Annotated in this window: 27 protein-coding genes, 1 tRNA gene and 1 pseudogene; 13 read left to right on the top strand and 16 right to left on the bottom strand. The window is 67.1% G+C overall.

All coding sequences use genetic code 11. From position 1 onward, the window contains the following. Nucleotides 1-23: 23 nt before the first annotated feature. On the bottom strand, nucleotides 24-161 hold the full coding sequence (locus QNM97_RS20280; protein WP_283820045.1) for a hypothetical protein: 138 nt from the start codon (nucleotides 159-161) through the stop codon (nucleotides 24-26). Between the two features lie 229 nt (nucleotides 162-390). Between QNM97_RS20280 and QNM97_RS26685 the strand changes: the two are divergent. The 3 genes and pseudogenes from QNM97_RS26685 to QNM97_RS20270 all read left to right on the top strand — a co-directional run. Next, nucleotides 391-540 (top strand): annotated as a pseudogene (locus QNM97_RS26685) (helix-turn-helix domain-containing protein); the annotation flags it as partial. 133 nt (nucleotides 541-673) lie between these two features. Beyond that, nucleotides 674-1639: an AraC family transcriptional regulator gene (locus QNM97_RS20275; RefSeq protein ID WP_283820044.1), complete on the top strand. Its 966-nt coding sequence runs from the start codon at nucleotides 674-676 to the stop codon at nucleotides 1637-1639. 192 nt (nucleotides 1640-1831) lie between these two features. Continuing rightward, nucleotides 1832-3181: a dipeptidase gene (locus tag QNM97_RS20270; RefSeq protein WP_283820043.1), complete on the top strand. Its 1350-nt coding sequence runs from the start codon at nucleotides 1832-1834 to the stop codon at nucleotides 3179-3181. Nucleotides 3182-3186: 5 nt separating this feature from the next. Here QNM97_RS20270 and QNM97_RS20265 read toward each other — a convergent pair whose 3' ends face one another. The 3 genes from QNM97_RS20265 to QNM97_RS20255 all read right to left on the bottom strand — a co-directional run bounded on the left by QNM97_RS20265 (nucleotide 3187) and on the right by QNM97_RS20255 (nucleotide 5506). Further along, complete coding sequence (locus QNM97_RS20265; protein ID WP_283820042.1) at nucleotides 3187-4242, bottom strand: acyl-CoA dehydrogenase family protein; 1056 nt, start codon at nucleotides 4240-4242, stop codon at nucleotides 3187-3189. A gap of 72 nt (nucleotides 4243-4314) precedes the next feature. After that, nucleotides 4315-4938: a lipocalin family protein gene (locus tag QNM97_RS20260; RefSeq protein ID WP_283820041.1), complete on the bottom strand. Its 624-nt coding sequence runs from the start codon at nucleotides 4936-4938 to the stop codon at nucleotides 4315-4317. A gap of 61 nt (nucleotides 4939-4999) precedes the next feature. After that, nucleotides 5000-5506 carry a MarR family winged helix-turn-helix transcriptional regulator gene (locus QNM97_RS20255; RefSeq protein ID WP_283820040.1) on the bottom strand — a complete coding sequence of 169 codons (507 nt, stop codon included), beginning with the start codon at nucleotides 5504-5506 and terminating at the stop codon, nucleotides 5000-5002. Between the two features lie 132 nt (nucleotides 5507-5638). Here QNM97_RS20255 and QNM97_RS20250 point away from each other — a divergent pair, with 132 nt between their 5' ends. The 3 genes from QNM97_RS20250 to QNM97_RS20240 all read left to right on the top strand — a co-directional run bounded on the left by QNM97_RS20250 (nucleotide 5639) and on the right by QNM97_RS20240 (nucleotide 6970). Next, nucleotides 5639-6535 carry a TIGR03621 family F420-dependent LLM class oxidoreductase gene (locus QNM97_RS20250; protein WP_283820039.1) on the top strand — a complete coding sequence of 299 codons (897 nt, stop codon included), beginning with the start codon at nucleotides 5639-5641 and terminating at the stop codon, nucleotides 6533-6535. Nucleotides 6536-6576: 41 nt separating this feature from the next. Beyond that, nucleotides 6577-6650 (top strand) — tRNA-Pro (locus tag QNM97_RS20245). A gap of 173 nt (nucleotides 6651-6823) precedes the next feature. Beyond that, nucleotides 6824-6970, top strand: a complete 147-nt coding sequence (locus QNM97_RS20240; protein WP_283820038.1) for a hypothetical protein — start codon at nucleotides 6824-6826, stop codon at nucleotides 6968-6970. Nucleotides 6971-8141: 1171 nt separating this feature from the next. On the opposite strand, the gene mhpA is transcribed toward QNM97_RS20240, so the two are convergent. The 4 genes from mhpA to QNM97_RS20220 are packed head-to-tail and all read right to left on the bottom strand — an operon-like array spanning nucleotide 8142 to nucleotide 13643. After that, nucleotides 8142-9713, bottom strand: a complete 1572-nt coding sequence (gene mhpA / locus QNM97_RS20235; protein ID WP_283820037.1) for a bifunctional 3-(3-hydroxy-phenyl)propionate/3-hydroxycinnamic acid hydroxylase MhpA — start codon at nucleotides 9711-9713, stop codon at nucleotides 8142-8144. After that, on the bottom strand, nucleotides 9710-11572 hold the full coding sequence (locus QNM97_RS20230; protein ID WP_283820036.1) for an acyl-CoA synthetase: 1863 nt from the start codon (nucleotides 11570-11572) through the stop codon (nucleotides 9710-9712). Before QNM97_RS20230 ends, mhpA begins: the two co-directional genes overlap by 4 nt. Then, nucleotides 11569-12507: a fumarylacetoacetate hydrolase family protein gene (locus tag QNM97_RS20225; RefSeq protein WP_283820035.1), complete on the bottom strand. Its 939-nt coding sequence runs from the start codon at nucleotides 12505-12507 to the stop codon at nucleotides 11569-11571. Before QNM97_RS20225 ends, QNM97_RS20230 begins: the two co-directional genes overlap by 4 nt. After that, entirely contained in the window at nucleotides 12504-13643 is a 1140-nt protein-coding gene (locus tag QNM97_RS20220; protein ID WP_283820034.1) for a VOC family protein, read from the bottom strand. Before QNM97_RS20220 ends, QNM97_RS20225 begins: the two co-directional genes overlap by 4 nt. Before the next feature lie 105 nt (nucleotides 13644-13748). On the opposite strand from QNM97_RS20220, the gene QNM97_RS20215 reads away from it, so the two are divergent. Next, on the top strand, nucleotides 13749-14393 hold the full coding sequence (locus QNM97_RS20215; protein ID WP_283820033.1) for a TetR/AcrR family transcriptional regulator: 645 nt from the start codon (nucleotides 13749-13751) through the stop codon (nucleotides 14391-14393). A gap of 74 nt (nucleotides 14394-14467) precedes the next feature. On the opposite strand, the gene QNM97_RS20210 is transcribed toward QNM97_RS20215, so the two are convergent. Continuing rightward, nucleotides 14468-14836: a hypothetical protein gene (locus QNM97_RS20210; RefSeq protein WP_283823342.1), complete on the bottom strand. Its 369-nt coding sequence runs from the start codon at nucleotides 14834-14836 to the stop codon at nucleotides 14468-14470. A gap of 7 nt (nucleotides 14837-14843) precedes the next feature. Between QNM97_RS20210 and QNM97_RS20205 the strand changes: the two genes are divergently transcribed. Continuing rightward, nucleotides 14844-15623 carry a crotonase/enoyl-CoA hydratase family protein gene (locus QNM97_RS20205; protein ID WP_283823263.1) on the top strand — a complete coding sequence of 260 codons (780 nt, stop codon included), beginning with the start codon at nucleotides 14844-14846 and terminating at the stop codon, nucleotides 15621-15623. An 88-nt stretch (nucleotides 15624-15711) separates the two neighbouring features. Here the strand turns inward: QNM97_RS20205 and QNM97_RS20200 are convergent, their stop codons facing one another. The 3 genes from QNM97_RS20200 to QNM97_RS20190 form a co-directional block, all read right to left on the bottom strand. Continuing rightward, the gene (locus QNM97_RS20200; protein WP_283820032.1) at nucleotides 15712-16341 is read right to left on the bottom strand and encodes an HAD family hydrolase; all 630 of its coding nucleotides are present in this window, start codon (nucleotides 16339-16341) and stop codon (nucleotides 15712-15714) included. Nucleotides 16342-16354: 13 nt separating this feature from the next. Next, nucleotides 16355-17353 (bottom strand): metallophosphoesterase, encoded by a 999-nt coding sequence (locus QNM97_RS20195; protein ID WP_283820031.1) that lies wholly within the window; start codon nucleotides 17351-17353, stop codon nucleotides 16355-16357. 72 nt (nucleotides 17354-17425) lie between these two features. Then, nucleotides 17426-19876 carry a penicillin-binding protein gene (locus QNM97_RS20190; protein WP_283820030.1) on the bottom strand — a complete coding sequence of 817 codons (2451 nt, stop codon included), beginning with the start codon at nucleotides 19874-19876 and terminating at the stop codon, nucleotides 17426-17428. Between the two features lie 311 nt (nucleotides 19877-20187). On the opposite strand from QNM97_RS20190, the gene QNM97_RS20185 reads away from it, so the two are divergent. Beyond that, complete coding sequence (locus tag QNM97_RS20185) at nucleotides 20188-20496, top strand: WhiB family transcriptional regulator (protein WP_006373141.1); 309 nt, start codon at nucleotides 20188-20190, stop codon at nucleotides 20494-20496. A gap of 311 nt (nucleotides 20497-20807) precedes the next feature. On the opposite strand, the gene bagB is transcribed toward QNM97_RS20185, so the two are convergent. Both bagB and bagA read right to left on the bottom strand, forming a co-directional pair. After that, entirely contained in the window at nucleotides 20808-21902 is a 1095-nt protein-coding gene (gene bagB / locus QNM97_RS20180; RefSeq protein ID WP_014358756.1) for an ArsA family ATPase, read from the bottom strand. Next, nucleotides 21902-22900, bottom strand: a complete 999-nt coding sequence (gene bagA, locus QNM97_RS20175; RefSeq protein ID WP_283820029.1) for an ATPase BagA — start codon at nucleotides 22898-22900, stop codon at nucleotides 21902-21904. The genes bagB and bagA overlap by 1 nt, the downstream gene beginning before the upstream one ends. A 204-nt stretch (nucleotides 22901-23104) precedes the next feature. Here bagA and sp36 point away from each other — a divergent pair, with 204 nt between their 5' ends. The 4 genes from sp36 to QNM97_RS20155 are packed head-to-tail and all read left to right on the top strand — an operon-like array spanning nucleotide 23105 to nucleotide 25409. Then, nucleotides 23105-23269: a Sp36 family protein gene (sp36, locus tag QNM97_RS20170; protein WP_006373145.1), complete on the top strand. Its 165-nt coding sequence runs from the start codon at nucleotides 23105-23107 to the stop codon at nucleotides 23267-23269. 4 nt (nucleotides 23270-23273) lie between these two features. Further along, nucleotides 23274-23750: a RidA family protein gene (locus QNM97_RS20165; protein ID WP_283820028.1), complete on the top strand. Its 477-nt coding sequence runs from the start codon at nucleotides 23274-23276 to the stop codon at nucleotides 23748-23750. Further along, complete coding sequence (locus QNM97_RS20160; RefSeq protein WP_283820027.1) at nucleotides 23747-24514, top strand: TSUP family transporter; 768 nt, start codon at nucleotides 23747-23749, stop codon at nucleotides 24512-24514. The genes QNM97_RS20165 and QNM97_RS20160 overlap by 4 nt, the downstream gene beginning before the upstream one ends. A 43-nt stretch (nucleotides 24515-24557) precedes the next feature. Next, nucleotides 24558-25409, top strand: a complete 852-nt coding sequence (locus QNM97_RS20155; RefSeq protein ID WP_283820026.1) for an MBL fold metallo-hydrolase — start codon at nucleotides 24558-24560, stop codon at nucleotides 25407-25409. A 105-nt stretch (nucleotides 25410-25514) separates the two neighbouring features. On the opposite strand, the gene QNM97_RS20150 is transcribed toward QNM97_RS20155, so the two are convergent. Next, nucleotides 25515-26189: a Crp/Fnr family transcriptional regulator gene (locus QNM97_RS20150; protein WP_006373149.1), complete on the bottom strand. Its 675-nt coding sequence runs from the start codon at nucleotides 26187-26189 to the stop codon at nucleotides 25515-25517. 214 nt (nucleotides 26190-26403) lie between these two features. Further along, on the bottom strand, nucleotides 26404-26616 hold the full coding sequence (locus QNM97_RS20145; RefSeq protein ID WP_208794004.1) for a hypothetical protein: 213 nt from the start codon (nucleotides 26614-26616) through the stop codon (nucleotides 26404-26406). Nucleotides 26617-26732 lie beyond the last annotated feature (116 nt).

The raw sequence follows: 26732 nt of genomic DNA, 5'->3' as shown, positions 1-26732 counted from the left end.
ATCTTCGACAACAACGAGCCGTATCAGCAGACCTCCGAGGAGGTCGCCGACCTCGCGGGCGTCTGGATTCCCGTCGAATCGCTGGGCAACGACTTCGTCGGCGTCCCGATCGCCCCCGTGGTCACCGGGACGCCGTTGGCGTGCGCGGCTGCGGCGTTCATTCGCAACTTCGCGTTCGACGTCGCCGCACGCGGCGCCGATGTGGACCCCGACACGGAACTGGCCGTGATCGACCTCGTCCGGGCGATACTCGCCCGCAGGCAGGCCGATCAGTCACCCGACCGCGTCTGCACCGATCCGGTGTACGTTCGCGAGGCCACGCGGGCATTGATCGATCATCATTTCCGCGATCCGGAGTTCAGCGCGGAGACGATCGCGAAGACCCTGCACATGAGTCGGCGACATCTGTACCGCTACTTCGGCGACACCGATGACACGCCGGCCACGATGATCGCGACGCGCCGCCTGGAACGCGCCCGGGAGTTGTTGGCCTACCGCGAGGGTGCGGGCCTGGATTCGATCGCCGCCGCATCTGGGTTCACCTCGGCGGCGACCTTGCGCAATCGATTCCGTGCGGCATTCGCGTCACTCCCCACGAATTCCGTCGCTCGCTCACCGACGGCCGAGGCGAAAGCGCCCAGGGTGCGGGGCGTGGTGACCCGGGGGCAGGTTCGTGACGCGTACCGGACTCGATCCGCGGCTGGTGGCGCGTTGGCGACGCGAGGTCGGACTCGCGGGAGACGACGCGGGCGATGCGGTACGTCTGCGTGGGCGGGCGGGTGCGTCGACTCTCGGGTGCGCGCGAGTCGTCGGCGACGCGAGGACCTTCGATTGTGTGTACGTGACGCGGTCGTTGCGTCACCTGACAACGTTCTGCGCGCTCGTCGCGCCGGGTGTGTGCGAACGAGATCGGCGATATCGAGATCACCGGCATACGGTCGACTCCGAACCCGGTGTTGCCGTTCTGGTCACCGGTTTCTCCGGGTCGATCATCATCCGTCGCGGCGACGAGCAGACCACCTACGGCCCCGGACAACTCGTCGTGCACCCCACCTCCGAGATGGCGGTCATCGAGGTCACGGGCGCGGTCGACCCGGCCGGAGTGGTGATCCCCGTCGACAGTCTGGGCGAGGAGCTCGGCCGCCGTACCGTCCGCGTCCAGACCCTGCTGAGTCGGGCCACCGCCCAGTTCGTGCGTGAACTGGCCCTCTCGTCGCTGACGCGGGCGCCGTCGTTCGATCCCGACGTCGAATTGGCGGCGATCGATCTGGTGCGCGCGGTTCTCGACAACCAGCGCACGGACCTGTCTCGCGTCCGCGACAATTCGCTGGTGATGTGGGCGGCGGTCGACGACCTCATCGCACGCCGACACACCGACCCCACCTTCGGTGTCGCCGACATCGCCCGGGAACTCAACATCAGCAGGCGTCATCTGTACCGGCATTTCACCGACTCGTCGAAGTCGTTGTCGGACTTGATCTCCGAGAGGAGAATCGCCCGTGCGCAGGGTCTGTTGGTGGCGCCGCACCGACACACGTTCGCCGAAATCGCCGCCGCCAGCGGATTCGGCTCGGCCGCCACCCTGCGCAGCAGATTCCGGACCGAACTCGGTCTGACCCCGGCAGAATATCGACGGTAGATGAGCGTCGTCGCCGACTCGACGCCGCCGACGCGGAGGCCGGGACGGCCGATCCTCGATCCCGCCGAGGACTCCGCGGCCCAAGGCTGATCGCCGCGCCACCCGCCCGCACGACGCGATAACTTGGGGACACGACCTCGCCGCGCGGGCATGCGCGTGGCGTCGAGGCGGCCGACGACGAGAGGACCCGACGTGACCGACGACGCGATCGCAGACCGCGTGCACGATCTGATGGGAAGGGCGCGCACGGATCTCGCGGAGATGGTGGCCTTCGAATCGGTCTACGACCCCGCCGGGCCCGCGCCCGCCGACTGCGCACGGATGGTCGACTGGCTGCAGGAGACCTTCACGGAGGCCGGCGTATCCGACGTCGAGGCGCACGTCACCGCCGACGGATCGCAGGCGGTGACCGGACACATCCCCGGACCGGCCGACGCACCGACGGTGCTGCTGTACTTCCACCACGACGTGCAGCCGCCGCTGGACGCCGACGCCTGGGACTCACCGGCGTGGACGCTGACCGAACGCGACGGCCGCTGGTACGGGCGCGGTGCCGCCGACTGCAAGGGCAACATCGCCGTGCACCTGACCGCGCTGCGGGCGATCGGCGACGACCTCGGCGTCAACGTCAAGATCATCGGTGAGGGGTCCGAGGAGCAGGGCTCCGGCGGTATCGAGGATTTCGTTCCCAAGAACCCCGAGCTGTTGCGCGCCGACGCGATCCTCATCCTCGATTCCGGCAACATCGAAGTGGGCCGCCCGACCCTGACGACGAGTCTGCGCGGGATCGCCAACGTTGTCGTCAGCGTCGAAACGCTCTCCTCGGCAATGCATTCCGGGATGTTCGGAGGTGCGGCGCCGGATGCGCTCGCCGCCCTGATCGCCATGCTGGCCACCCTGCGCGACGATGCGGGCAACACCACCGTCACCGGGCTCGACTCCGATCAGGTGTGGACGGGCATCGACTATCGAGAGAGCCAGTTCCGGAAGGACGCAACGGTTCTCGACGGGGTCGGGGTGCTCGGGTCGGGGTCGATCGCGGAGATGGTGTGGGCCCGCCCGGCGGCGACCGTGCTGGGTATCGACTGCCCGCCGGTGGTCGGCTCGTCGGCGTCGGTCGTCCCGCGGGCCCGTGCGCGCATCAACCTGCGTGTGCCGCCCGGCATGGATCCGGCGGCCGCCCAGGATGCGCTGATCGCCCACCTGCACGCCGTCGCGCCGTGGCACGTGCGGGTGTCGGTGGAGCGTGAGGCGATCGGAGCGCCGTTCTCGGGGTCGACCGATGGGCCTGCGTTCGAGGCGATTTCGCGGTCGTTGAGCACCGCCTACGGAACCGAGGTCGTGCAGCAGGGGCAGGGTGGATCGATCCCGCTGTGTACGGTGCTGCAGAACACCTTTCCCGACGCCGAGATCATGCTGTTCGGGGTCGAGGAGCCGCGCTGCCTGATCCATGCGCCCAACGAGAGCGTCGACCCGTCGGAGATCGAGCACATGGCGCTGGCCGAGGCACTGTTCCTGCGGGACTACGGCTCTGCGAGGTGAGCTGATCAGCTCCCGCTGAACCGCTGCACCAGAAGATCTTTCACCTGCGGGCGACTGGCTGCGACGAGAGTGAACATGGATTCGCGGGCCAGACGTTGCGCGACGTTGCCGGAGAGCAGGGCGCGACCACCGTCGGCGGAGACCAGCGCGGCTGTGGCGTCGACGGCGATGCGGGCGGCGTCGGCACGCGCGTCGATCATCGGCCCGGTGTCACCGGCGCCGAGCGCGTTGTCGAGACGGGCGCGGACCTCGCCGGCCCGTTCCCGAAGCGTGCGAGCGGCTTTCACCTCGCCGCCGCGTTCGAGCAGGGCGGTGGCGCGACGCAGGATGCCGAACGGGAGGGTGCCGTTGATGCGTAGGCCGGTGATCTGGGTGGCGAAGAATCGCTCGAGGCTGACGCGAGAGACGATGTCGGCGTCGTCGACCCGCACTCCCTGCACTCGCAGGAATACCGTACTCGTGGCGTTGCACACCGACAGGTGGGTCGGGGTCACCGCGATCCCCGGAATCGGTTGGGTGACATCGACGATCGCCGCGATCACGTCGTCGGTCTGTACATCCCGGGCCGAGATCTGCAGGATGTGCACGATGCCCCAGCCGCTGACGAACGGTGCGTATCCGTCGAGAATCCAGCCGCCGTCGGTGCGTGTGGCCGTCATCCGCGGCGGGGTCGGGACGACACCGGCGTAGGCCACTCCCGCCCGAACCCGGCCGGCGACGGTTGCATCGAGATACCGGTCCCGCAGTGTGTCGTTGTCGGTGCCCGACAAGGAGATCACCACCCCGTGATGCTGCAGCCAGGTGAACGCGGTGGGCAGGCATCCGCTCGCGAGGACTTCGGCGATCTCCAGGACGGAGGTGAGATCGAGTGGCGGGTCGCCGGTGACCAGCCCGTAGAGCCCGGCGTCGGCGAGTTCGCGCCAGTGGGAGTCGGGAACGGTGCCACTGTGGTCGACGTCGCCGGCCGCGGGGTAGAGGACCTCGTCGGCGATGCGGTAGGTGTCGGAGAGGAGTCGCTCGACGCGACCGGATCGGGCCGGGTCACCGGTGGTCGGGGTCACCCGTTCACAGTAGCGCCGTCGCACCGGCTGCAGAGCGATGCAGCCGGTGCGAGAACGAACGGAATCAGTCGATCAGACGGTGCACAGCGGCGAGTAGTCCGAGCGTCCGCCGGTCGTCGGTGAGATCAGGAAGGTGCACGAATTGAATCCCGCGGCCTCGGTGCGGCGCTTGAGCATCCGCAGCTGATCGGTGGTGAGCACCTTCTCGCGGCTTAACACGAATCCGGACAGGCGTGTCGGATCACCGACGATCGCGAACTGGTACGGCTCGGTGCTGTTCGCGCCCGGCCCGGTGGCATCGCGACCCTGCGCGTCGCCGACCCAGGTCACGATGTAGTTGGGGTTGTTGCCCGGGTTGATGGTGTTGGGTACGCCCGGAAAGGCCACCACCAGTTGTGCTTTGGTGACCGGATCGATGACGGTGGCCTTGCCCTTGATGCCGTCGGGCTGACCGGTGAACGAGGTGCACTTGTTGTCGACGCCGATGGTCGTCGCGTTGATCTGGGTGTAGGTGGCGTTGGTGTCCTTCGCGCAGCGCACACCGAAGAACGACGGGATGGTCGCCTGCTGCCACCACGTGCCGAGATATCGCGTGACGTCGAGCTTGGCGACCGGCTTGAGCGGCGCGGCGTCGGCGGTTGTGGGGGTGAGGATCATCGCGACGGCGGCGATGGTCACCACGAGTGGTGCGAGCATCAGCCGAACTGAACGGCGAGCGAACGTCATGGGGGGGTCCCTTTCGATCGGTAGGTGCGCGTCATTCGTCGCCGCTGGTGCGTCCGGATGGGTCGCCGCGGAGGGCCTCGGTCACGCGAGTGCTGAGTGCGCGGAATTGCTCGGCCTCAGCGGAGGATAGGGCATCGGTCAGGCGTTGCTCGACGACACGGACGTGCTGATCGGCGACGTCGACCAGCCGGGCACCGTCGGCGGTGAGGTGGGTGGTTCGTACCTTTGCGTGCACCGTGGACGTGTGGCGCTCGATCACGCCACGGGAGTCGAGGATGTCGAGGGTGGCTGCCATCGTCTGCTGCGTGACGCCGGTGATCCGGGCCAGCTGGGTGGCCGATCGCCCCGGTAGGTAACGGATCGCCATCAGCGCCGCGTACTGCGGAACGGTGAGGTCGAAGGGGCGCAGCACGGCGCTCTTCGCGGCCATGAGGGCTTGTTCGGCGTGCTTGACAAAGGTCCCGAGGCGGGAATGGGCCTCGCGGAGGTAGGCCTCCTCGTCGGCTCGCGACTCGGCGTCGCGGTCATCTGTGTTCACCCGGCCGCCTTCTCTCGGTGCTATCCGGTGCGTCGATGTCATCCGGTGCCGATACTGAGGAGTTCGACGCCGACGAACCCATTATCGACGTCAAAATGTCTATCACAGAGAACTGTGTCAGAATCGGAAGCTGTGACCGAAAGCCAGGGGGAGAATCAGCAGATGCGTCCGTTTCGATTCGGTGTCAACCTCTTCGGGATCGACGGTGATTTCACCGAGCAGGTGAGGGCGGTGGAGGCCACCGGCGCCGATGTCCTGATGGTGCCCGATCACTTGGGTTTCACCGCTCCGTTTCCCGCGTTGGTCGCCGCTGGTGCCGTCGCGCAGCGCATGCGCCTGGGGCATTTCGTCCTCAATACCGGCTTCTACTCGCCGGCACTCCTCGCCCGGGATGTCGCTGCCACCGACCAGTTCACCGGCGGCCGTCTGGAGATCGGCTTGGGCGCAGGCTATGCCGAGAACGAGTTCGTCGATGCCGGCATCCCGTTTCTGCCTGCGGGCCGACGCGTCGACCACCTCGCCCGCACCGTCAGACATCTGCGCGAGACCTTGAGCGATCCGCAGTACCGTCCGGCACCCGTGCAGTCTCCGCCGCCGATCATGGTCGCCGGCGTCGGTGATCGGGTGCTGACCCTGGCCGCCCAGCACGCCGACATCATCGCGCTGTCGGCGATACCGGACCGCGCGACCCTCGCAGACCGGGTTGGATTCATCAAATCAGTTGCCGGACAACGGTTTGCCGAGCTCGAATTGAACCTCATCATCTTCGGGCTCGCCATTGACCGCGAGCCCCAACTCGACGGACTCCGGTCGCTGCATCCTGGAGCCGGTGACGATGAGTTGCTCGCAAGCATGAACGGATTGTTCGGCACCCTGGACGAGGTCACCGCACAGATCCGTGATCTGCGTGAATCGTTCGGCGTCAGCTACTTCACGATCATCAATCCCGACGGCCCGACGCGCGCCGACCTGGCACAGCTCATTGCGGCGGTCAGGCCCACGGAATCAGGTGCTGACCAGGCGATTTAGCCTGCGAGGCCTGTCGGGGGTAAGCTATCGCAGGTTGTACACGGGGTGTGGCGCAGCTTGGTAGCGCGCTTCGTTCGGGACGAAGAGGTCGTGGGTTCGAATCCCGCCACCCCGACGTGTTGGTTGAGACACAGTTGAGGCCCTGGCCAGGAGAAGTCCTGGTCAGGGCTTCCTCGTTTCTGTGTTCGATCCGGTGTCAATTTTCGTGGTCGTCCGCAGGTCCGGCCATGCCGCGGATGCGTCGACACTCGTGAGGGGCGTGAGCGACGCCGGCGATTCTCCGCGTCCATGGCTGTTGCCGGTCAGGTGCCGGTTTCGTTGGACGAGGAGTTCACCTTCGGGCGGTCGTTGCTGATCACGGCCTGGCGAATCTCTCAGCTTCGCGCGCGTGACGCCTGCTCGAAACCCACGACGTTCGCGGCGCTGGGATCGTGACGCCGGGTCTCCGGTGGACAGTCATCAGCGTCGAGACCGTTCTTGCTTGCGCGCCGGCGGTCTCATTCCTGACGGCTAGGTCACCACGACAAGCGTTGCCGTGACCAACATAATTGACGAATTCATCACTACCTGGCATTGTCGTGTCGTGGTACCGCCCGATGAATGAGCGGCTCACGAAGAACGGGAGTCCCCCTCAATGCCGGACGAACAATGGACCAACTCCGTCGGCCGCCGTGCAGTGATCAGCTCTGCGGGTCGTATAGCTGCGGCCTCGACACTCGGTGGCGCGATGTTGGCCGGTGCAGCTCCGTTGGCTGACGCGGCGCCCGAGCAGGCCGACGACGTCGCGCTGATCGATGTGCACGCCCACTACCTCCCGAGCTTTTCGTCGCAGAGGCACGTCGGGCGGGAATCCCATTTCCCGACGGAATGCCGTTCTGGCCGAACTGGACCGTGAATGATCATCTCGCTTGCTCGATTCCACAGGCATCGAGCAAGTGATCCTCTCGGTATCGTCTCCGGGCGTCCATCTCGGCAACGACGCACAGGCCGTGGCGCTTGCCCGCCGTGTCATGATTTCGGTGCTCAAGTCGTGAAGGACCACCCGCGCCGCTTCGGCCTTTTCGCATCGCTCCCGCTGTCCGACGTCGTCGGTGCAGTCGCTGAGGCGCGGCGCGCTCTCGACGCGACCGCGTCGACTTCTTTCGTTGGCAGGCACACCTCGACAGCCTCCGCCCTTCCATGCCCGAAGCCCTCGCACAGCTGTGGTATGACATGGCCGGTACCCCGTTCCCGCGAACGATACCCACGCTCACCGCAGTGGTCGGCACCAGCAAGGTGCTCTACGGCAGCGATCATTTCTTCACCCCCGCGGCGGCGGTCATAGACAGGTTCGCTCCATCGAGCAGGCACCGTCGCCCAAGGGGTCGGGCGGGTGGCGTTCACTCACCCGGTCGAATGCCACACGCCTGCTCGGCTGAGACGCTCAGTCGGTCGTCACCGACACCCGACACCTGACACCGAGGAGGTGCAGCGGTAGGCGTCGGCGTAACTCATGCCGACCTCGGCGACCGTGGTCCCGGTCTCGCGCGCGGGGCCGCATCGACGATCTCCTCGACCGACAGATACGTCCGGTCGGCGGTGGGGCGATCGTTCTTTCGCGCGTGGTTCATGCCACCGGTCCGGCGGCTGCGGTCAGGACGGTGGGGACGAGGGTGAACACTGAGGCAATCGAGCGACCCGCGGCCATGACCGTGCCGTCGGGTCGCACGATCGCGCAGCGTCTGTGGCTCGTTTCGAGCCACAGACCCAAGCCATCCCTGGGTCCGACGACGAGTGTCGATGCTCCGCGGCGGGTGATCTCCCAGTTTTGGTCCTCGGTGGGCTCATCCAGGGTGACGAGGACAAAACCCGACACCACACTGTCTAGGCGGCAGCCATCGGTGCTCACCGTGGCGTTGGGAGCGAGCGTCCCCGCGAGACCGTTGCCACCGACTGCGCCGCGGAGTGGCCCCGGCAGCCGTCCGCCCGGTGTGTCGCGGACGTAGTACGAGGGCGATAGCGGTGGGGTGGCGCTGTCGGTGAGTCGCGACACGATCGCCGGTGTGCGGGCAAGGATCGGCGCGACGACACCACGCAACCGATCACCGCCGCGCCCGCCGCCGGTCATCAGCGCTCCTGTCAGGACGGCCAATCGGATCAGGCCAACTGCATGCGGTTTGCGCTCGTCTTCGTAGCTGTCGAGGCTGTGTTGCGGCACTCCGCCGGACAGCACCGCGGCGAGTTTCCAACTCAGATTCGCCGCGTCTCGAATCCCGGCGCCCATCCCCTGCCCGATGAACGGCGGGGTGAGATGCGCGGCGTCACCGAGCAGGAAGACGCGCCGATCGCGCCACCGCTGGGCCACCCGGGCATTGAAGGTGTATTCCGCCGAACGGATCAATCTGAGGTCGGGGTCCCCTGCGTACGACAGCCACGGACGCATCAGGGGGAGTACCGCAGCGAGTTCACGGAAATCCGAGGCGATCTCGCCCTCGAGGAGTTGGAACTCCCAACGGTAACGCGTGTCACCGATCCTCATGTAGGTGGCGGCGCGGCGGGTGTCGCATACCTGCTGCACGCCCTCCCACTGACCGAGATCGGCGGTGGTCTCGATGTCGATGACCAGCCATCGCTGACTGAAACCGAGGTCTTTCCACTGAGTTCCGACAACCGAGCGAGTCATGCTCCCTGCGCCGTCGCAGCCGAGGAGGTACCTGCCGTCGACCGTGAAGGGCTCGCCGGTGGCGCGTTCGGTGGCGTGTACGGTCACCGATTCGTCGCCCTGCGTGATGCTGTCGACTTCCACGCCCCCACGCAAGGTCACGAGGTGACCACGCCGCGCCACGGCGGTGCGAAGGAGGCGCTCAAGATCGGGCTGATCGAACATCGACGCGGCCGGGAACCCGTGCACGCCGATCTCGACGTCACGAGGGAACTCGGCGATCAGGTCGAGGGTGTCGGTGACGAGCCGCAGACCGCGACCCGGGCGCGAGATGCACGCGAACTCCTCGGCGAGGCCGAGGCGGGCGAGAACCCGATAGACCTCGTCGTCGAGATGCACCGCACGCGGCTGCGGATAGATGTCGTCCCATCGCTCGAGGATCGTCGATGGCACACCATGATCCGCCAGCAGCGCCGCGGCGGTGAGTCCGGACGGTCCGGCACCGATGATGACGACGGGCGTCTTCTGTGCTGTCACCGGACGTCCGCCCACTGCCACCCGATCGGGAAGGCGTCGAGCACTCGCGCTGCCTTCTCACGATCGACAGGCGGCACGATGAGCGCGACGACCGCGCCGTCATCGACACGTGAGGACACCTCGGTCTCGAGTCCCGCCTCGACGAGCGCAGCGGTCACAGCCGACTCCGTCGCGCTCGCGCGTAGCGCGAGCTTGTACGGCTTGCCCACGTCGGTGACCGGAAGAGCGTCAACGACGGTGATGGCTTTCGGTGCCGCAGCGGCCTCGGGGACATGTCCGGACGCCCACTCGCGCAGCTCACCCGCGCTGACCGTCGCGCCCTCGCGTAGGGTCACGTAGCCGACGGGAACCTCACCGCTGTGGACGTCGGGACGTCCGACGACACCGGCGCCGGTCACGTCGGGGTGATCGAGGAGGATGTCCTCGATCGTCCCCGGGTCGATGTTGTGGCCACCGCGGATGATCAGGTCTTTTGCGCGGCCGGTCAGCGTGAGAAAGCCGTCAGCCGTCACCGACCCCAGATCGCCGGTGTCCAACCATCCGTGACGCACACTGCCGGCCGAGTCGAACTCGAGACCGCTCGCGGCCCGTGATCGGACGTAGCCGGCGAAGACGGTCGGCCCGGACACCACGATCCGTCCCACCGCACCCTCGGCGACGTCGCCCCACGACTCGTCGACCGCGCGGATGTGTTGATACGGCATCCGCTGACCCACCGACCCTGCGGGCTGTCCGTCGAAGAAGCTCCGGACGCTCGCGCAGGTCGCCTCTGTGAGACCGTACCCCTCGAGGAGTGGAGTCCCGGTGTGGGACTCGAACGCGGTGCGCACGGCCGGCGGCAGCATCGACGCTCCGACGAGACAGGCACGCAGACTGGAGATGTCGGCATCGATCGGGCACTGCGCCAGAACCGAGTACACCGTCGGGACGCCGCTCATCGCGGCGATACGGTGACGCTCCACGAGACGCCAGAAGACGCCGTAAAGGTCGAGGTCGCGGTATCCGAGAGGCCCCGCCCACACGACCGTCTGCCCACGCAGGATCGGTGCGAGCACCGTGACCATCAACGCGTTCACGTGGAACAGGGGGAGTGCAGCGAACAGCACCGAATCTTCGTCGAGAACACTGTTCGCTGCGATCATCCAACTGTTCGCGAGCTCGTTACGATGGGTGTGCGCTGCCAGCTTGGGAGTACCGGTGGTACCGCCGGTGTGGAACAGCGACGCGATCTCGTCGGCGTCCACGATGTCGGCGACGGGCGGTCCCGTCGGGGTGTCAGCGAGGTACGCGACCGAGCGCGCGCCGGGGATCGTCGGGACCTCACCCGCTGCGCCACCGGTCGGTTGCAACAGGAACACGGTCTCGACGCTGGTCTCCTCGATGATGTCGGCGAGGTTCGTGACGACGTCGGGTGCGAGATCGGATCCTGCGGCGACGAGCACGCGGGCGCCCGACCGCCGCAGGAGGTCCGCGACGTGGCGGGCGTCCATGGCGGGGTTGATCGGCGCGACGATGCCGGCCCGCTGCGCGGCGAGGATGGCCTCGACCAGCTCGAGACAGTTCGGTGACAGCACCGCAACCGGGTCGTGGCGAGTCACACCCGCCGCGCGCAGGACCGAGGCGTGGTGCTCGACGGCGCCGAGTAACTCCGCGTAGGTGCGTTCGACGGGTTGTTCCCACCGTGCCGCGTCGGGAAGTACGCGCAGGGCGGTGCGGTCGGGCCACAAGGTTGCCGCACGGACGAGCGCGTCGAACGTCGTCGCGGGCAACCCGCGTTCATCTAGTGGGATGCTCTCGATCTCCGCGAGATCACCGGGGTTGTCGTATCGAGGCCACAGCGCTGTGTTCGATGTCGTCATGCGTATCGCACCACGTTGCGCTGTGTGCCGAGATCCAGCATCCCGTCCCCGGAGCGGATGGTCGCCTCGACGACGTCTCCGTCATGAAGGTACTTCGGGTTGCCGGCCTGACGCTTGAAGAACGCCTTCCACTTTACGTGCGGCGGCAACAGCGAGCCGACGATCTCGATCGGCTTGGGAGGTGCGGTCAACGCCGTGCCGCCGGGCGTCCCGGTGAGAACCAGGTCGCCCGGATCGACACGCTGGAACCGGGTGAGGGTGCGGAGCGCCTGGAGCGGGCTGTAGACCATGTCCGCGACGGTGCTGTTCTGTCGGGTCACGCCGTTCACCCGGAGCTCGAGGGTGAGGGTCGCGAACTTCTGCCACTCGCCAGGCTCAAGGAGCACCAGTACGGGGCCGACCGGGGTGAAGGTCGGGTACGACTTCGCCTCGTAGAATTGCGTTTTTGGGAGCTGTACGTCACGCGCCGATACGTCGTTGGTCACGACGATCCCGGCGACGCAATCAGCAACGAGTTCGTCGTCGACGGACGACCCGACGGGGATGGTCTGACCGAACACCAGGCCGATCTCGACCTCGTAGTCGAGGAGGGACACGTGCGCCGGCTTGACGATGTCGTCGAACGGACCGGTGATCGACCCCGACGACTTGCGAAAGAAGGTGAGCGGGACCTTCTCGGGGTTCAAGCCCGAATCTCTCACGTGTGACACGTAGTTCGTCATCTGAGCGATCACCCGGCAGGGCGCGGTGACCGGCGAGACGAGATCCAGCGTGGACGGGGCGACTGCGTCGCCGGCGCCCTCCGCGGCAGAGGCGACCGCTGCGATGTCGGCGATCAGCTCGGCGGTCGTGGTCGCACCGGTGTCGATACGACGGGCGCCCTGGTCAACAGAGACCCACCAGGCGTCGGCAGTGCGGAGAACGGAGAAGCTCATGAGCGGGCAACTTTCAGTAGGCCGAGGAGGCGATGGACGTCGAATTCGTTGTCGGACTCTCGCAACGAGGTGAGGATCGAGGTGAACTCCCGCAGTGCGGCGCGTCCTGGTTTCACCCCGAGGAAGTCCGCTGTCGCGGGCGGTCCCCACTGGTTCAGGCCGGACGCGGTCATCGGAGCCCAACCGGGGGTGATCGAGTGGTCGAAATGGTCGCCGTCGGTGAAGTGTTCGACGAGAAAACCGTCGGGATCGCGCCAGTAGTCGAAGATCTGGCTGCCCTGGATGTGGCGACCGATGCCCCAGGATCGATCGTAGCCACGATTGACGAGGTACTCGCCGCCGGCGGCGAGCGCGTCGAGGTCACTCACCTGATACGCCGAGTGCACGTAACGGTTCGCCGGCCCGAGCGTCATCGCGAGAGTGTGATGGTCCGATGGCGCGGTGCCGCGGTCGCAGCGGATGAAACTCATGACCGGGCCGCGATCCCGTTGCCCTGGGTAGTAGAGGAAGTCGCTGACGATGAGGCCCAGATGCCGCAGATACCAGTTGAGCGCCTCCAGGTATCTGTCGGACTGCAACACGACGTGGCCGAGCCGCTCGACGACCGCCGGCGCCCTCGGGGGACGCTGGGTGGCGTTCGCCCGGTTGCGGGCACCCTCGAAGTTGAACGGGGCGCGCACCGTTTGCAGTGGTAGCGCAGGCCACTCGGTGACGTCGGCGACGACCCGGACCCGACAGCCGCTGGGGTCACGGGTGGTAACCCCGTGGCCACCCAGCGCCTCATCCAGGGGTTCGACCGCACGGCCCCACGCGCCGGCGATCGTCGTCAGGTCGGCTCGATCGCCGGCCCGGAATGCCACTCCGGTGAACGCGGTTCGCCGAGCACGCCGCACGATGACGCAGGGGGCCCCGGCGAGCGCACCCCGAAGGTGTAGTTCCTCGCTGGTCTGCAGCGTCGGCGTGAATCCGAAGTCGACGGCGAACGCGGCTGTGCGCACCAGGTCGGGCTTGTCGAACTCGAGCCAGGCGATGTCGTGCACCTTGATGACGGGGTCGGGATGTCGGCCCGGGTGTTCGCCCGGCAGGGCGCCTTCATCTGCGTGCAACCCGTCGTGCACATCCTGGGTGACCGACATCGCAACTCCACTTCGTAGTAGTGACGATATCGTCACTTGCGAGATACCGGTCAGTCAAGACGTTTGACGATATCGTCAGAATCGGTTCTGTGCGACGATGGCGGGGTGGCAGTGACCGGCGTCGGAGGTGCGGACAATCCCAGCCGACTCGAGCGGCGGAAACACCGCACGCGCTCGTCGCTTGTCCGAGCAGGACAGCAGTTGTTGGCCGAGGGGCGGACGTCGGTATCGGTCCTCGACATCACCAACCTCGCGGATGTGGGAAACGGGTCGTTCTACAATCATTTCGCGTCCAAGGATGAGCTGTTCGAAGCTGCGGTGCTCGCTGTACTCGACGACCACGGCGCGGTGATGGACAGCTTGACCGCGGACTTGCCGGACCCAGCCGAGGCCTTCACCCAGAGTTTTCGCCTGACCGGCCGGCTCCATCGGCGTTTTCCTCAGATGAGCCGCGTGGTGGTCAACAGGGGTATCGGCATGGCCTCTGCCGACGCCGGGCTCATTCCACGTGCACGTCGAGACATCGAGGCAGCAGTGCGCGCACAGCGTTTCGATGCTGAGGATGTCGACGTGGCTGTGGCAATCGTGGCGGGCGCGGCGTTGTCGCTGGCGGTGCTGCTACACGCGGAGCCCGAGCGCGACGACGCCTCGACGACCGACCAGGTGACCAAGCATGTTCTGCGCAGCCTCGGAGTCGTGGACAGCGAGATCGCACGCCTACTCGCACTTCCCCTGCCGGAGCTCACCTGACCGGGCAATGGTGTGGTGAAGGGTCCGGCGCCACGAGCTCCGCGACAGCCTGCACCGGCAGCCTGGTGGCGAAGTCAGAGATCCCCGAAGCAGGACGCCGATCCTCCGCTGTACGGCGTGACTCGCTCCACCTGCCCGCCAGCCACCCGTCGGACCGCGAACATGCCGGCCCGGCAACATCGGAAACCTGTTGTCGGGCTGCACAGGTCGGCCCAGCGGGTGGTGTAGTAGCTGGTGGCGAACATCGTCTGCCCGGTTATCCAGAAACCGAGCTCGGTGTTGTCGGCCTGCGCGTCGATGAACCACGCGTGCGCGTCGTCGGCGTTGTCGATGTCGCGGGTGGCAGGACGGAACCCGCCGGAGTGAGCACTTGATAGTGGGCAATGCACCTCGGGTACCCGCTTGCGCGCGGATCGAATCCTCTCAGGGCCCGTAAGGGGCATGATCGAGATGGTGAGCACTCAGACGATCCTCGAACGTTCCGACGGTGCGGTGCGGATCCTCGGCCTCAACAGACCCGAGCGCCGCAATGCCGTCGACGGTCCGACGGCGCAGGCGCTCGCCGACGCATTCCGTCGTTTCGACGCCAACGAGAGCGCGTCGGTGGCCGTGCTCTATGGAGAGGGTGGAACCTTCTGCGCGGGAGCCGATCTCAAGGCCATAGCCGACGGCAGCACCCGCAACCGCGTCGAGGCCGACGGCGACGGGCCGATGGGACCGACGCGACTGCGATTGGGTAAGCCGGTGATCGCCGCCATCTCCGGGTACGCGGTCGCGGGCGGATTGGAGCTGGCGATCTGGGCTGATCTCCGTGTCGCCGACGACGACGCGGTGCTGGGGGTGTTCTGCCGCCGCTGGGGCGTACCGCTCATCGACGGCGGCACCGTGCGGCTGCCGCACCTCATCGGGTCGAGTCGCGCGATGGATCTCATCCTCACCGGCCGTGCGGTGTCGGCGCGCGAAGCCTTCGACATGGGGTTGGTGAATCGACTCGTGCCCTCCGGGCAGTCCCTGAAGCGGGCGGTGGAACTCGCGCATGAACTCGCGTCGTTTCCGCAGACCTGCCTACGCCACGACCGGCTCTCGGCGCTCGAGCAGGAAGGGATGGCCGAACCCGACGGCATCCACAACGAATACCTGCACGGACTGCACTCGATCCAAGCCGATACCGTCACCGGGGCAACACGATTCGCGCAGGGCGCCGGGCGGCACGGGTCGTTCGGGGAGTGACGCGGTACCACGCCCTCGATCCGTCTGCCAGGCAGCGTTGCGGCGCCGATCGCGTCACCGGACAAGGGTGACGCGCGGCTGCGCTCCGTCAGCACCCCAGCTGATCGGCGAGGTCGTCGAGGTCTCGGGCGTGGATGTCGTTGTCCGGCGAGCCCGAATCGTCTTTGAGCTCCGGGTCACCCCATTCGAGGGGACGCTCGACGAAGGCCGACCGTAACCCGTGGGAGCGGGCGGCGTCGAGATCGGATTGGTGGGTCGCGACCATCATCACCTCGTCGGGCCGCGCTTCCATCAGCCCGGCCAGCCCGAGATAATTGCGTTTGGCCATCTCGGTGAGCAGCGCGACGCTCCCGTTGCTCAACGCGCACACCGTGAATCGACGTCGCAGACGGGTCAGGCCGCGCGCCGAGTCCGGCCACCCGGGGATCTCGCGCCAGGCGTGCACGAGGTGGGTGGCTCGGTCGTCATCGATCGCGACGCCGAACTGTGCGGCGACCTCGGCCAGGGTGTCGGCCTGCAGGTCGTCGAGTCCGCGCCAGCCGATCTCACCGGCCTCGACGCGAGCGATCGCCGGGGAGTAGCGGGCCCGCCATTGCCGCGCGAACTCACCCGCGTCGACCTCGGGTACGGTGCGCGCCACCGCGGCGCTGATGCCGCCGAGCCAGTCGGCGACTGTCCCGAAGGTGTCGAATGCCAGCACGCGAGGAGGCGTCGACATTGCCGGCATCGCGTCAGCGCGCGTCGGTGGCCAACTGCGGCAGCGAGTGGTCCTCGTCGTACTCGGCGTCGCCGTGGGAGACCGGGGTGAGGGTGAGCAGACTCGCCTCGGGTCGGCAGCAGAACCGTGCGGGAACATACGGAGAGGTACCCAGACCGGCGCTGACGTGCAGCTTCATCGTCGACCCCCACGCCGAGGCGCCCTTGACCCGGGAGCGATCGAGGTGGCAGTTGGTGACGAGCGCACCGACGAGCGGCAGGCACAGCTGGCCGCCGTGGGTGTGCCCGGCGAGCACGAGGTCGTATCCGTCGTCGGCGAAGCGGTCGAGGACCCGTGGTTCGGGTGAATGTGTCAGACCCAGACGTAGCTGGGCGAGCGGATTGGGCCGTCCGGCGATGGTGTCGTAGCGGTCGCGTTCGATGTGCGGGTCGTCGACACCTGCCGCGACCACCCGCACCCCGCCGACCTCGAGTTCGCGCACCGAGTGCGTGGCATCGAGCCAGCCACGCTCGACGAACGCGGCCCGCAGATCCTGCCACGGCAGGGGATCGCCGTGCGTGCGCTTGTGTTCGGTCTTGAAGTACTTGAACGGATTCTTCGGTGTCGGACCGAAGTAGTCGTTCGATCCGAACACGAAAAGGCCGGGGCGCGAAAGCAATCCGCCGAGGGACTGGATCACCGCGGGCACCGCTTGCGGATGCGCCAGGTTGTCGCCGGTGTTGATCACCAGGTCCGGTTCGAGCGCTTCGAGTTCGGTCACCCAGGCTTGCTTGAGTCGCTGGTTGGGCATCATGTGCAGGTCGCTGATGTGCAAGACCCGCAACGGGGTGGCGCCGGGTTCGAGTACCGCCATCGTGGTGTGACGCAAGGTGAATGCGTTGCGCTCGATCAGCGTCGAGTAGAGCAGTCCGGCAGCAGCCGCCCCCGCACCGACGGCAAGCGTCCGTGCTGCCGTCGACGTGGGGAGAAGGCCGTCCACGCGCCAGGACCGGGTCGAATCGAGGATGGACATTTCCTCAGGATACGCGCCGCCCGAGGGCACGCGTCAGGGTCGTGACGGACAACCCCGTCCGGCGACTCGGCCTCAGCCGGGCAGATCGATCACCACCGGCCCGACGCCGGGTACCTGCACCGTCGTCTGGGTCGGGCCGTTGCTGCCGCCCGGGGACTGACGTCCGTTGCTCACGTAGATCGTGATCGTGCTCCCCGGCAACGCCGAGTCCGACGGTGCGGTGAACACCACCGTGCCCTGCGGGCGCGGGGAGTCGATCTCGAGCTGGGTGACCTTGAAGCCGGCAGCCTGCAGCCTGGCGGTCGCGTCGCTGGCGGTCAGACCGGTGACGTCGGGGACCCGTCCGCGACTGTTGCCGGACACGTACTGCGGATCCTGCGGTGGCAGGCTCGTCGGCCCGAACTTGTTCGCGACCGGCAGGATCGCCGAATACCAGGTACGTGCCGGCTCGTATCCGCCGTAGAGGTTGCCGTCGTAGCAGGACCGCAGCGGGCTGGTGCAGATGCCCTCCGGGTTGGGACCGTCGCTGTAGACGTAGACCGACCCGGCGATGTTGTTGGTGAAGCCGAGGAACGCCGCCGAGCGGTGCGCCTCGGTGGTGCCGGTCTTCGCCGACACCGGCAAATTCCAGCCCGTCGAGCCGGCGGCCGCCGCCGAGGTGCCCCCGCCTCGATCGTCGAAGCTCATCGCACTGGCCAGGGTGTTGGCCAGACCCTGCTCGACGACGCGGTCACATCCCGGTGCGTTGAACGGCACCGTGGTCAGTACCGGTGCGCCGTCGGGGCCGGGCACCGCGTTGCTGTTCTCGTCGCGCTTGATGGTGCTGATCGAGCCGATCGGGTTGGGCGGGCACCACACCCCGCCCGAGGACAGGGTGGCCGCCACATTCGACAGCTCGAGTCCGTTGACCGGGAAGGGGCCCAGGGTGAACGAACCGAAGTTGCCGTCCTTGACGTACTGGGCGATCGACTTGTCGCCGTCACCGGAGGTGCCCGGCGTGTTGTAGGAGCGCAGACCCAGGCGCACGGCCATGTCGACGGTCGGCTTCACCCCGGTCTGCTGCAACAGCTTGACGAAGGCGGTGTTCGGTGACTGGGCCAGCGCCTGGGAGACCGACATCGACGCGGGATAGCGGCCGTCGTTCTTGACGCAGTAGCTGTCGGCAGGACATCCGTTGGAGCCGCCGCTGCTGCCCATGCCCTGCACGGCCAGTGTCGACGGGACCGGGATGTTGGAGCCGGTGCCGAGGCCCTGCTCCATCGCCGCGGCCGTCGTGAACACCTTGAACACCGAGCCCGCACCGTCACCGACCAGCGAGAACGGCTGCGGCTGCACGGTTTGGTCGGCATTCTGATTGAGCCCGTAGTCGCGGCTCGACGCCATCGCCAGCACGGGATGGGCGGTGGTGCCCGGCCGGATCGCGCTCATCACGCTCGCGACGCCGTCGGCGTGCGGATCGGCCTGGGTCTGCACCGCGCGCTCGACCGAACGCTGCACGTCGGGGTCGAGGGTGGTCTTGATGATGTATCCGCTGCGCATCACCGAGTCGCGGGAGATGCCGTTCGCGGCGAGGAACTGCAGCGCGTAGTCGCAGAAGAATCCGTTGTTGCCGGCGCCGATGCACCCCTGGGTGGGGATGTTGGGATTGGGGACCACCCCGAGCGGCTTGGCCTTGGCCGCGGTCAGCTCGTCGCGGCGATTGGGGAAGTTCTGGATCATCGTGTCGAGCACGGTGTTGCGTCGTGCCAGCGCAGCCTGCGGATTGGTGTACGGGTTGAGCGCGCTGCTCGACTGCACCATGCCCGCGAGCAGTGCGGCCTGCTCGACGGTGAGGTCCTTGGCGTGCTTGTTGAAGTACACCTGCGACGCGGCCTCGATGCCGTAGGCGTTGTTGCCGAACGGCACCACGTTGAGATACCGCGTGACGATCTGCTTCTTGGCCTCCTGCTTGGCCGCGGCGTCGGAGAGGCCCTTGCGTTTGGCCTGCTCGGTGAGCGATTGCTCCATCGTCAGCGCCATCCGGACCTCACGCAGCTTGCGTGCCGGGGTGGTCTCGGTGGCTGCCTCCCGATCGGCCTCGGTCCGCGCGAGCACGAGGAGTTGATAGTTTTTGATGTACTGCTGATCCAGTGTCGACGCGCCCTGCTGGACCTCGCCCGAGGACGAGTTCTTCAACGCGGCGCGGATGGTGCCCTTCCAGTCGACGCCGTCGTGCTCGAGGAAGCGGCGGTCCTCGATGGAGATGATCGCGGCGACCATGTCGGGCGAGATGTCGTTGTAGCCGACCTCATAGCGGTACTGGTCGAACAACAGCGCGATCGGGTTGCCCGCCGCGTCGGTCATCGTCGAGACCTGGGGCAGGGTGCCGTTGAGCAATTCCGACGAGACGTTCTCTACTGCCGAAGCGGCTCTGTTGGACACCAGTCCCACCCCGCTGGCGACCGGATACAGGAGTCCGGCGACGAGCACGCCGGCCAGCACGCACGCGGCAGCGAGCGGCCCAAGCTTCTTCGAGATCGGCACCCCGACAGAATACGTGTGATTTCCTCAACACCCTCGCAGCCCGCGTCGCCGCGCATGGCACCGGCGGGGTCGGTGGCGATGACCAGGTGTTTCGCCGAGAGTCTGCACGGTTGTGCCAGTTTTTCGGCCTCAGGGGTTGCGGTGGCATGCACAGATCCCTAGATTGAGGGCAGAATGTGACTCACTTAACAGCCGATGCGGCAGAGTGTTAGAGATATCAAACTCGATCAATTGTCCAGGTGAGCAAGCGGGTTGCAGTCGCAGTGCGGTGACGTGGTCATCGCAGACAACGACAGACAGGGGCGATAACGATGGCAACAGCGGCAGTATCGGCAGACGAGGCGCGGTTGACCTGGGTGTCGCAGGCGAGGTGTCGCGGGGAGAACCCGGACGACCTGTTCGTGCGGGGCGCAGCGCAGCGCAAGGCCGCCACGATCTGCCGGCACTGTCCGGTGCAGTTGCAGTGTGGCGCCGACGCTCTCGATAATCGCGTCGAATTCGGGGTGTGGGGCGGTATGACCGAGCGTCAGCGCCGGGCGCTGCTGCGCCAGCATCCCGAGGTCACCTCGTGGTCGGCGTTCTTCGAGGCGCAGCGTCGCCGCCAGCGCGTCGCGGGCTGACCCGGACCACAAACTCACATCACCGGCGGGAGTACCCCGCCGGTGATGTCGTGTCCGGGGGTGTGTGGTCCGTTCGGGGGACAGCGTGGATCCGGGGGCAGGGCCGATCGGGGCGCAACTTCAGTCCGGCGGGAGACCGAAGGTGCCGGCGTCGAGGAACCGCCGCGGAACATGCTGTGTGTCAATCGCTTCGAAAGTCGGTGCCACAGTGATGCGACGTCGTTACTCGCCGTCGGCGACCGCCGCGGTGACCACCGGGGCGTCATCGACGTGGCGTGCAGGGCTCGTCGGCCTCGTGTTCGGAATCGAGGTCAGCCCCGACCGGTGATCTGCTCGGCTACGGCGCGCAGGGCGACGCGGTCGGCCACCTCGAACGGCAACGACGGGACGCCGACGATCGGCACCGTCGGATGCGCGGAGGTGAACCGCCCCAGCAGGTGGACCTCCCGTTTGGCCGTCGCGGCACGCTCGGCGTGCACCAGCAGCACTCCGCGCGTGAGGTCGTCGTCGGCCTTGTCCACGGCCACCCGCGCGACCTCTTCGGGGATGCCGGTGAGGTTGGGGTGGGTGCGATTGAGGATGAGCCCGGCCAGCGGCATCGACTCCTCGGAGAGGCGATCGACGAAGAAGGCGGCCTCGCGCAGCGCATCCGGCTCGGCCGCGGCGACCACCGCGAAGCGGGTACCGGGCTGTTTGAGCAGTTCGTAGGTCTTGAGCGCGCGGTCCTGGAAGCCGCCGAACATCGAGTCGAGTGACTGCACGAACGTCGCGACGTCGCGCAGCATCTCGCCGCCGATGATGGTGGAGACCCCGCGCATCGCCAGGCTCATCGCGCCGGTGACCATGCGGCCGACGCCGCGGCCGCCGCCGACGAGCACCTTCATCAGTCGGCCGGACAGGAACGACCCGAGGCGCTGCGGTGCGTCGAGGAAGTCCAGGGCGTTGCGCGACGGTGGGGTGTCGACGATGATCAGGTCCCACCGGTTGGTCTCCAGTAGCTTGCCGAGCTTCTCCATCGCCATGTATTCCTGTGTGCCGGAAAAGGATTCGGCGACAGTCTGGTAGAAGGAGTTCTCCATGATGGCCGCGGCGCGCTCGGGTGTGGAGTACTCCTGCACCATCTCGTCGAAGGTGCGGCGCATATCGAGCATCATCGCGTCGAGCGATCCGGTGCCGTCGATGGCCACCGGTTGGGGATCGTTGGTCAGCTCGCTCATGCCCAACGATTGAGCGAGCCGCTTGGCCGGGTCGATCGTGAGCACCGCGACGGTGCGGCCGTGTTCGGCGGCGTGCAGGGCCATCGCCGCGGCGGTCGTCGTCTTGCCGACGCCACCGGCGCCGCAGCAGATGACCACGCGGGTCTCCGGGTCGGCGAGCACCGAACCCATCTTCAGGTCGAGGGGCATCAGGCACCCGCTTTCTGCAGCAGATTGGCCAGTTCGTAGAGGCCGCCGAGATCCATCCCGTCGCCGAGGGTGGGTAGTTCCAGCGTCGGGACCTCCACCTCGTCGAGTTGGGCCTTGGCCACCTGCTGCGCCTGCAGCCGCGAGGCGTGTTCGATCGTTTCGGTGAGCAACCCGGCGAAATCGGCTTCGCTCGCCTCGATGCCGGCGTCGGCGAGCCCGGACGCGACCCGCTGTGCGTCGACGTTGCCCTCGGCGATGTCGTCGATCTCATCCGACGGCAGATGCATCGGGTTCACCCGGTTGATGATCAGGCTGCCGACTCGGAGGTTCTTGCCCCGCAACTCGTCGACGGCCTCGATGGTCTCGGTGATCGGCATCGCTTCGAGGAGGGTGACGAGGTGGATCGCGGTCTCCTCCGAGTGCAGCAACCGTGCCACCCCCTCGCTCTGGTTGCGGATCGGGCCGGTCTTGGCGAGGTCCGCCATCGCCTTGGTGACGTCGAGGAAGCTGCCGATCCGGCCGGTGGGCGGGGAGTCGACGACGACGGCGTCGTAGAGCCGCACGCCTTTTTTGTTGGTCGCGATGATGCGTTCCTTGATCTTTCCGGTGATCAGGACGTCACGCAGCCCCGGGGCGACCGTGGTGACGAAGTCGATCGCACCGATCCGCTTCATCGCCCGGCCGGCGAAGCCCAGGTTGTAGAACATGTCGAGGTATTCCAGCAGCGCATGCTCGATGTCGAGGGCCAGCGCCCACACCTCGCCGCCGCCCTCGGCCGTGGCGATGCGGGTGTCGGTCGGCGGTAGCGGTGGCAGGTCGAAGAGTTGCGCGATGCCCTGGCGCCCCTCGCATTCGACGAGTAAGACGCGCTTTCCCGCGGCAGCCAGGGCCAGCGAGAGCGCGCCGGCGATGGTGGTCTTGCCGGTGCCGCCCTTACCCGAGACGAAGTGCAGGCGTGCCTTGGCGGCCGAGTCCGGCCAGATGTTCGGTGCGGTCACTGCCTCCTCGTCGTCGAGAATCGCTGCGACCCCGTCAGGTCGGGGTCGGCTCTGCCGACCGCTGGATGTCTGGTCGCCCCCGGGCGTGTCGTACACCACGGATTCACCATATCGACTCAGTCGTCGTCCAGGGTCACTCCGGTCAGGTCATTTCGCCCGATCGTGCCTGCGAGCACGCCACCTCGATGCCCTAGGCTTGGGGCCATGAGTGATGTCACCGCCTGGGAATACGTGACGGTTCCGCTGCTGACCCACGCCACCAAACAGATTCTCGATCAGTGGGGCGCCGACGGCTGGGAGCTGGTCAGTGTGTTGCCCGGCCCCACCGGAGAGCAGCACGTCGCCTACCTCAAGCGGCCGAAGGGCTGAGGCCATGAGCACCTGGACACAACGGCTCGACGAGCTGGGAATCGAGTTGCCGACGGCCCCCACCCCGGTCGCCAATTACGTTCCGGCCCTCCGCTCGGGGAACCTGGTCTACACCTCGGGGCAGTTGCCCTTCGTCAACGGTGAGCTGTCGATCCACGGCAAGGTCTGCACCGGCGCGGAGGGTGTCGTCAAACCCGATGAGGCGACGGCGGCCGCACGGCAGTGCACCATCAACGCGTTGGCCGCGATCAACGGACTCGTCGGACTGGATTCGATTGTGCGCGTGGTGAAGGTGACCGGATTCGTCGCGTCGGCACCGGGCTTCACCGGGCAACCGGGTGTCCTCAATGGTGCGTCGGACCTGCTCGGCGAGATCTTCGGGGACGCTGGCGTGCATGCCCGCTCCGCGGTCGGGGTCACCGAGTTGCCGTTGGGGGCGCCGGTGGAGGTCGAACTCGTGGTCGAGGTCGCTGACGCTTGAGTGCTGAGGTCGTCGCGGCGCTGATCGTCGCCGCGGTGGCCGCGGGCTGGGTCGACGCGGTGGTCGGTGGGGGTGGTCTGATCCTCATCCCGGCTCTGCTGATCGGTGCGCCCGGGATCGTTCCGGCGTCGGCGCTGGCGACCAACAAGCTGGCCGCGGTCGTTGGGACCGCGTCCGCGGCGTGGCGTTATTCGCGCACCGTGCCGCTGCGGGCGTGTCGTCTCGCGCCGGTATTCGTCTGTGCCGCAGTCTGTTCGGGCGCGGGAGCGTTCGTGGCGAGTCGGTTGCCCACCGACGTCTTCACGCCGATCGTCCTGGTGATGCTGGTGGCCGTGGGGTTGTTCGTCGCGCTCAATCCCGGGTTCGGATCGGGTGTCTCGCGGACGCGGTCCCGCAGGTCGGTGGTGTGCGGGCTGGCGATCGCGGGGATCGTCGTGGCCTTCTACGACGGGCTCATGGGTCCGGGTACCGGAACCTTCCTGATCATCACGCTGACCGCGTTGGTGGGTACCGATTTCGTGCAGAGTTCGGCGACGGCGAAGGTGATCAACACCGGAACCAATCTCGGGGCGCTCGCGGTGTTCGCCGCGCAGGGACACGTGTTGTGGTTGCTCGGATTGGCGCTGGCGGTGGGCAATGTCGTGGGGGCGCAGGTCGGCGCGCACATGGCGCTGGGCCGCGGCAGCAGGTTCGTGCGGTGGGTGCTGCTCGTCGTCGTGGTCGTCATGGTGGCCAAGCTGTCCTACGATCTGATCGCCGGATGAGCCTGACTCACCCGCGGTGTCGGCGCGGCATTACCCTGGCCCCATGACCGCCCCTGACGACCGCCCTCGGGACAGCGAGGTTGTTGCCGACGCCGACCCGGTGCATCCCGCCTACGGGGTACTGCGCGAGGTGACGCCGTTCGCGTCGGTGTTGTTGTGCGACAACCCCGGCGTGATGGAACTCGACGGCACCAACACGTGGATTCTGCGGGCGCCGGGCAGCACGGAATGCGTCGTCGTCGACCCGGGCCCGCCCCGCCACAAGAAGCACGTGAAAAGGGTTGCGGCGCAACCGGGTATCGCGCTGACCCTGATCACCCACCGGCACTTCGATCACACCGGCGCCATCGACGCGCTGGCCAAGCGGACCGGTGCGCCGACCCGTGCCCGCCTGCGGTCGCACTGCCGCGACGCCGCACCCCTGCGTGATCGCGAGGTCATCGACGTCGCCGGTCTGCGCATCACCGTGTTGTTCACGCCCGGCCACACCGGCGACTCCGTCAGCTATCTCGTCGAGCACGAGGGGCAGCGCGCCATGCTCACCGGCGACACGATCCTGGGTAGCGGCACCACCGTCATCGATCCGTCCGACGGCAGTTTGCTCGACTACATGGGTTCGCTGAACCGGTTGATCGTCGATGGTGCCGAGGCTGCGCTGCTGCCGGCGCACGGTCCCGATCATCCGACGCTCGAACCCGTCGCGCGCTTCTACAAGGCGCACCGTGAGGAGCGGATCGACCAGATCCAGGCCGCGCTCGACGAGATGGGGGTGTCGGCGAAGAAGGCCAAGCCGATGAACGTGGTCCGCAAGGTCTATGCCGACGTCGACAAGAAGTTGTGGCCCGCGGCGCGGATGTCGGTGAAGGCGCAGCTGGAGTATCTGCGTCAACTGTGACGGCCGGCCGAGGGCCGAAAACAGTTCTTCCCCCACTCTTTCGTTCTTCCCCGGGAAATTGTCGGGGGAAGAACGAGAAAGTGAGGGAAGAACGTCGAGCTCAGGTCAGCGGGCGCGGCGGGCGAGTCGCTCGGAGTCGGCGATCAGCACGCTCTTGCCCTCCAGGCGCAGCCATCCGCGCTGGGCGAAGTCGGCGAGCGCCTTGTTCACGGTCTCGCGCGAGGCCCCGACGAGCTGGGCGATCTCTTCCTGCGTGAGGTCATGGGTGACGCGTAGCGAGCCGCCTTCCTGGGTGCCGAAGCGCTGGGCCAGCTGCAGGAGCTGCTTGGCCACACGTCCGGGCACGTCGGTGAAGATCAGGTCGGCGAGGTTGTTGTTGGTGCGACGCAGACGTCGGGCCAACACGCGCAGGAGCTGCTCGGCGATCTCCGGGCGGTCCTTGATCCAGGCGCGCAGCGCATCCCGGTCCATCGAGACCGCGCGGACCTCGGTCACCGTGGTTGCCGAGCTGGTGCGCGGACCGGGATCGAAGATCGACAGCTCGCCGAACATGTCCGACGGTCCCATGATCGTCAGCAGGTTCTCGCGACCGTCGGGCGACCGACGGCCGACCTTCACCTTGCCGGACAGGATGATGTACAGCCGATCACCGGGTTCGCCCTCGTGGAAGATGACATGTCCCCGCGGAAAGTCGACAGGCTGAAGCTGCTTGGTCAGTGCCGCTACGGCAGAGGGCTCGACACCCTGAAAAATGCCTGCCCGCGCCAGTACTTCCTCCACCAAGGAGTCCCTTCTCACTCATGAATCCCGGGTGTGCTCCACTGGCACACCCGCTGCAACGCTACTCTCGCCCCCAGCATATGTGTTGAATGGGTCACCGGCGTTGTAATGGGTGGCGTGTCTGCTCTCGGCGAACACCGGACGTCGGCGATCCCGCGCAGCGGTGCATGCCGGCGCGACGAGCCGGGTGGAGTAGCAGGGGTGTGGCGTCGGGTCAGCCGGCCCGGCGATTGCGCAGTTCGTCCAACGCGGCCGGCATGCCCTCGCGGGCCAGGGTGTCGACATCCTCGGGATCGGCAGCCGACAGGAATTCCTCGACGTTGTCACGGTTCACGGTGACGCGATCCGTCCAGGACTGGACCTTCTCCATGCCGAGGGCGAAGAGCATCAGTACGGCCGGGAACAGCAGTACGGCAAGTCCTTGCATGGCCACAAGTAAACACAATCGGGCTCACGACTCCCAACCAGAACGGCCGCGGTAACCCAGTTGTGACCAAAGCGCGCCGCTGGTTGACATCGGCAATGTCGGGCGCCGCACCGCGC

The organism is Gordonia sp. L191, from assembly GCF_030077625.1.
Taxonomy (GTDB): Bacteria; Actinomycetota; Actinomycetes; order Mycobacteriales; family Mycobacteriaceae; genus Gordonia; species Gordonia polyisoprenivorans_A.
The sequence above is the reverse complement of the archived record's forward strand: the minus strand, read 5'-3'. Positions and strand labels throughout refer to the sequence as shown.

Coding starts and splice junctions, on each gene's coding strand:
- QNM97_RS20280 (WP_283820045.1), bottom strand. CDS start 161: ATGAACGCCGCAGCCGCGCACGCCAACGGCGTCCCGGTGACCACGGGG.
- QNM97_RS20260 (WP_283820041.1), bottom strand. CDS start 4,938: ATGCTCGCACCACTCGTGGTGACCATCGCCGCCGTCGCGATGATCCTC.
- QNM97_RS20240 (WP_283820038.1), top strand. CDS start 6,824: ATGGCTGTTGCCGGTCAGGTGCCGGTTTCGTTGGACGAGGAGTTCACC.
- QNM97_RS20230 (WP_283820036.1), bottom strand. CDS start 11,572: ATGACGACATCGAACACAGCGCTGTGGCCTCGATACGACAACCCCGGT.
- QNM97_RS20225 (WP_283820035.1), bottom strand. CDS start 12,507: ATGAGCTTCTCCGTTCTCCGCACTGCCGACGCCTGGTGGGTCTCTGTT.
- QNM97_RS20220 (WP_283820034.1), bottom strand. CDS start 13,643: ATGTCGGTCACCCAGGATGTGCACGACGGGTTGCACGCAGATGAAGGC.
- QNM97_RS20210 (WP_283823342.1), bottom strand. CDS start 14,836: ATGCCCCTTACGGGCCCTGAGAGGATTCGATCCGCGCGCAAGCGGGTA.
- QNM97_RS20205 (WP_283823263.1), top strand. CDS start 14,844: ATGGTGAGCACTCAGACGATCCTCGAACGTTCCGACGGTGCGGTGCGG.
- QNM97_RS20200 (WP_283820032.1), bottom strand. CDS start 16,341: ATGTCGACGCCTCCTCGCGTGCTGGCATTCGACACCTTCGGGACAGTC.
- QNM97_RS20195 (WP_283820031.1), bottom strand. CDS start 17,353: ATGTCCATCCTCGATTCGACCCGGTCCTGGCGCGTGGACGGCCTTCTC.
- QNM97_RS20185 (WP_006373141.1), top strand. CDS start 20,188: ATGGCAACAGCGGCAGTATCGGCAGACGAGGCGCGGTTGACCTGGGTG.
- bagB (WP_014358756.1), bottom strand. CDS start 21,902: ATGCCCCTCGACCTGAAGATGGGTTCGGTGCTCGCCGACCCGGAGACC.
- sp36 (WP_006373145.1), top strand. CDS start 23,105: ATGAGTGATGTCACCGCCTGGGAATACGTGACGGTTCCGCTGCTGACC.
- QNM97_RS20165 (WP_283820028.1), top strand. CDS start 23,274: ATGAGCACCTGGACACAACGGCTCGACGAGCTGGGAATCGAGTTGCCG.
- QNM97_RS20155 (WP_283820026.1), top strand. CDS start 24,558: ATGACCGCCCCTGACGACCGCCCTCGGGACAGCGAGGTTGTTGCCGAC.
- QNM97_RS20145 (WP_208794004.1), bottom strand. CDS start 26,616: ATGCAAGGACTTGCCGTACTGCTGTTCCCGGCCGTACTGATGCTCTTC.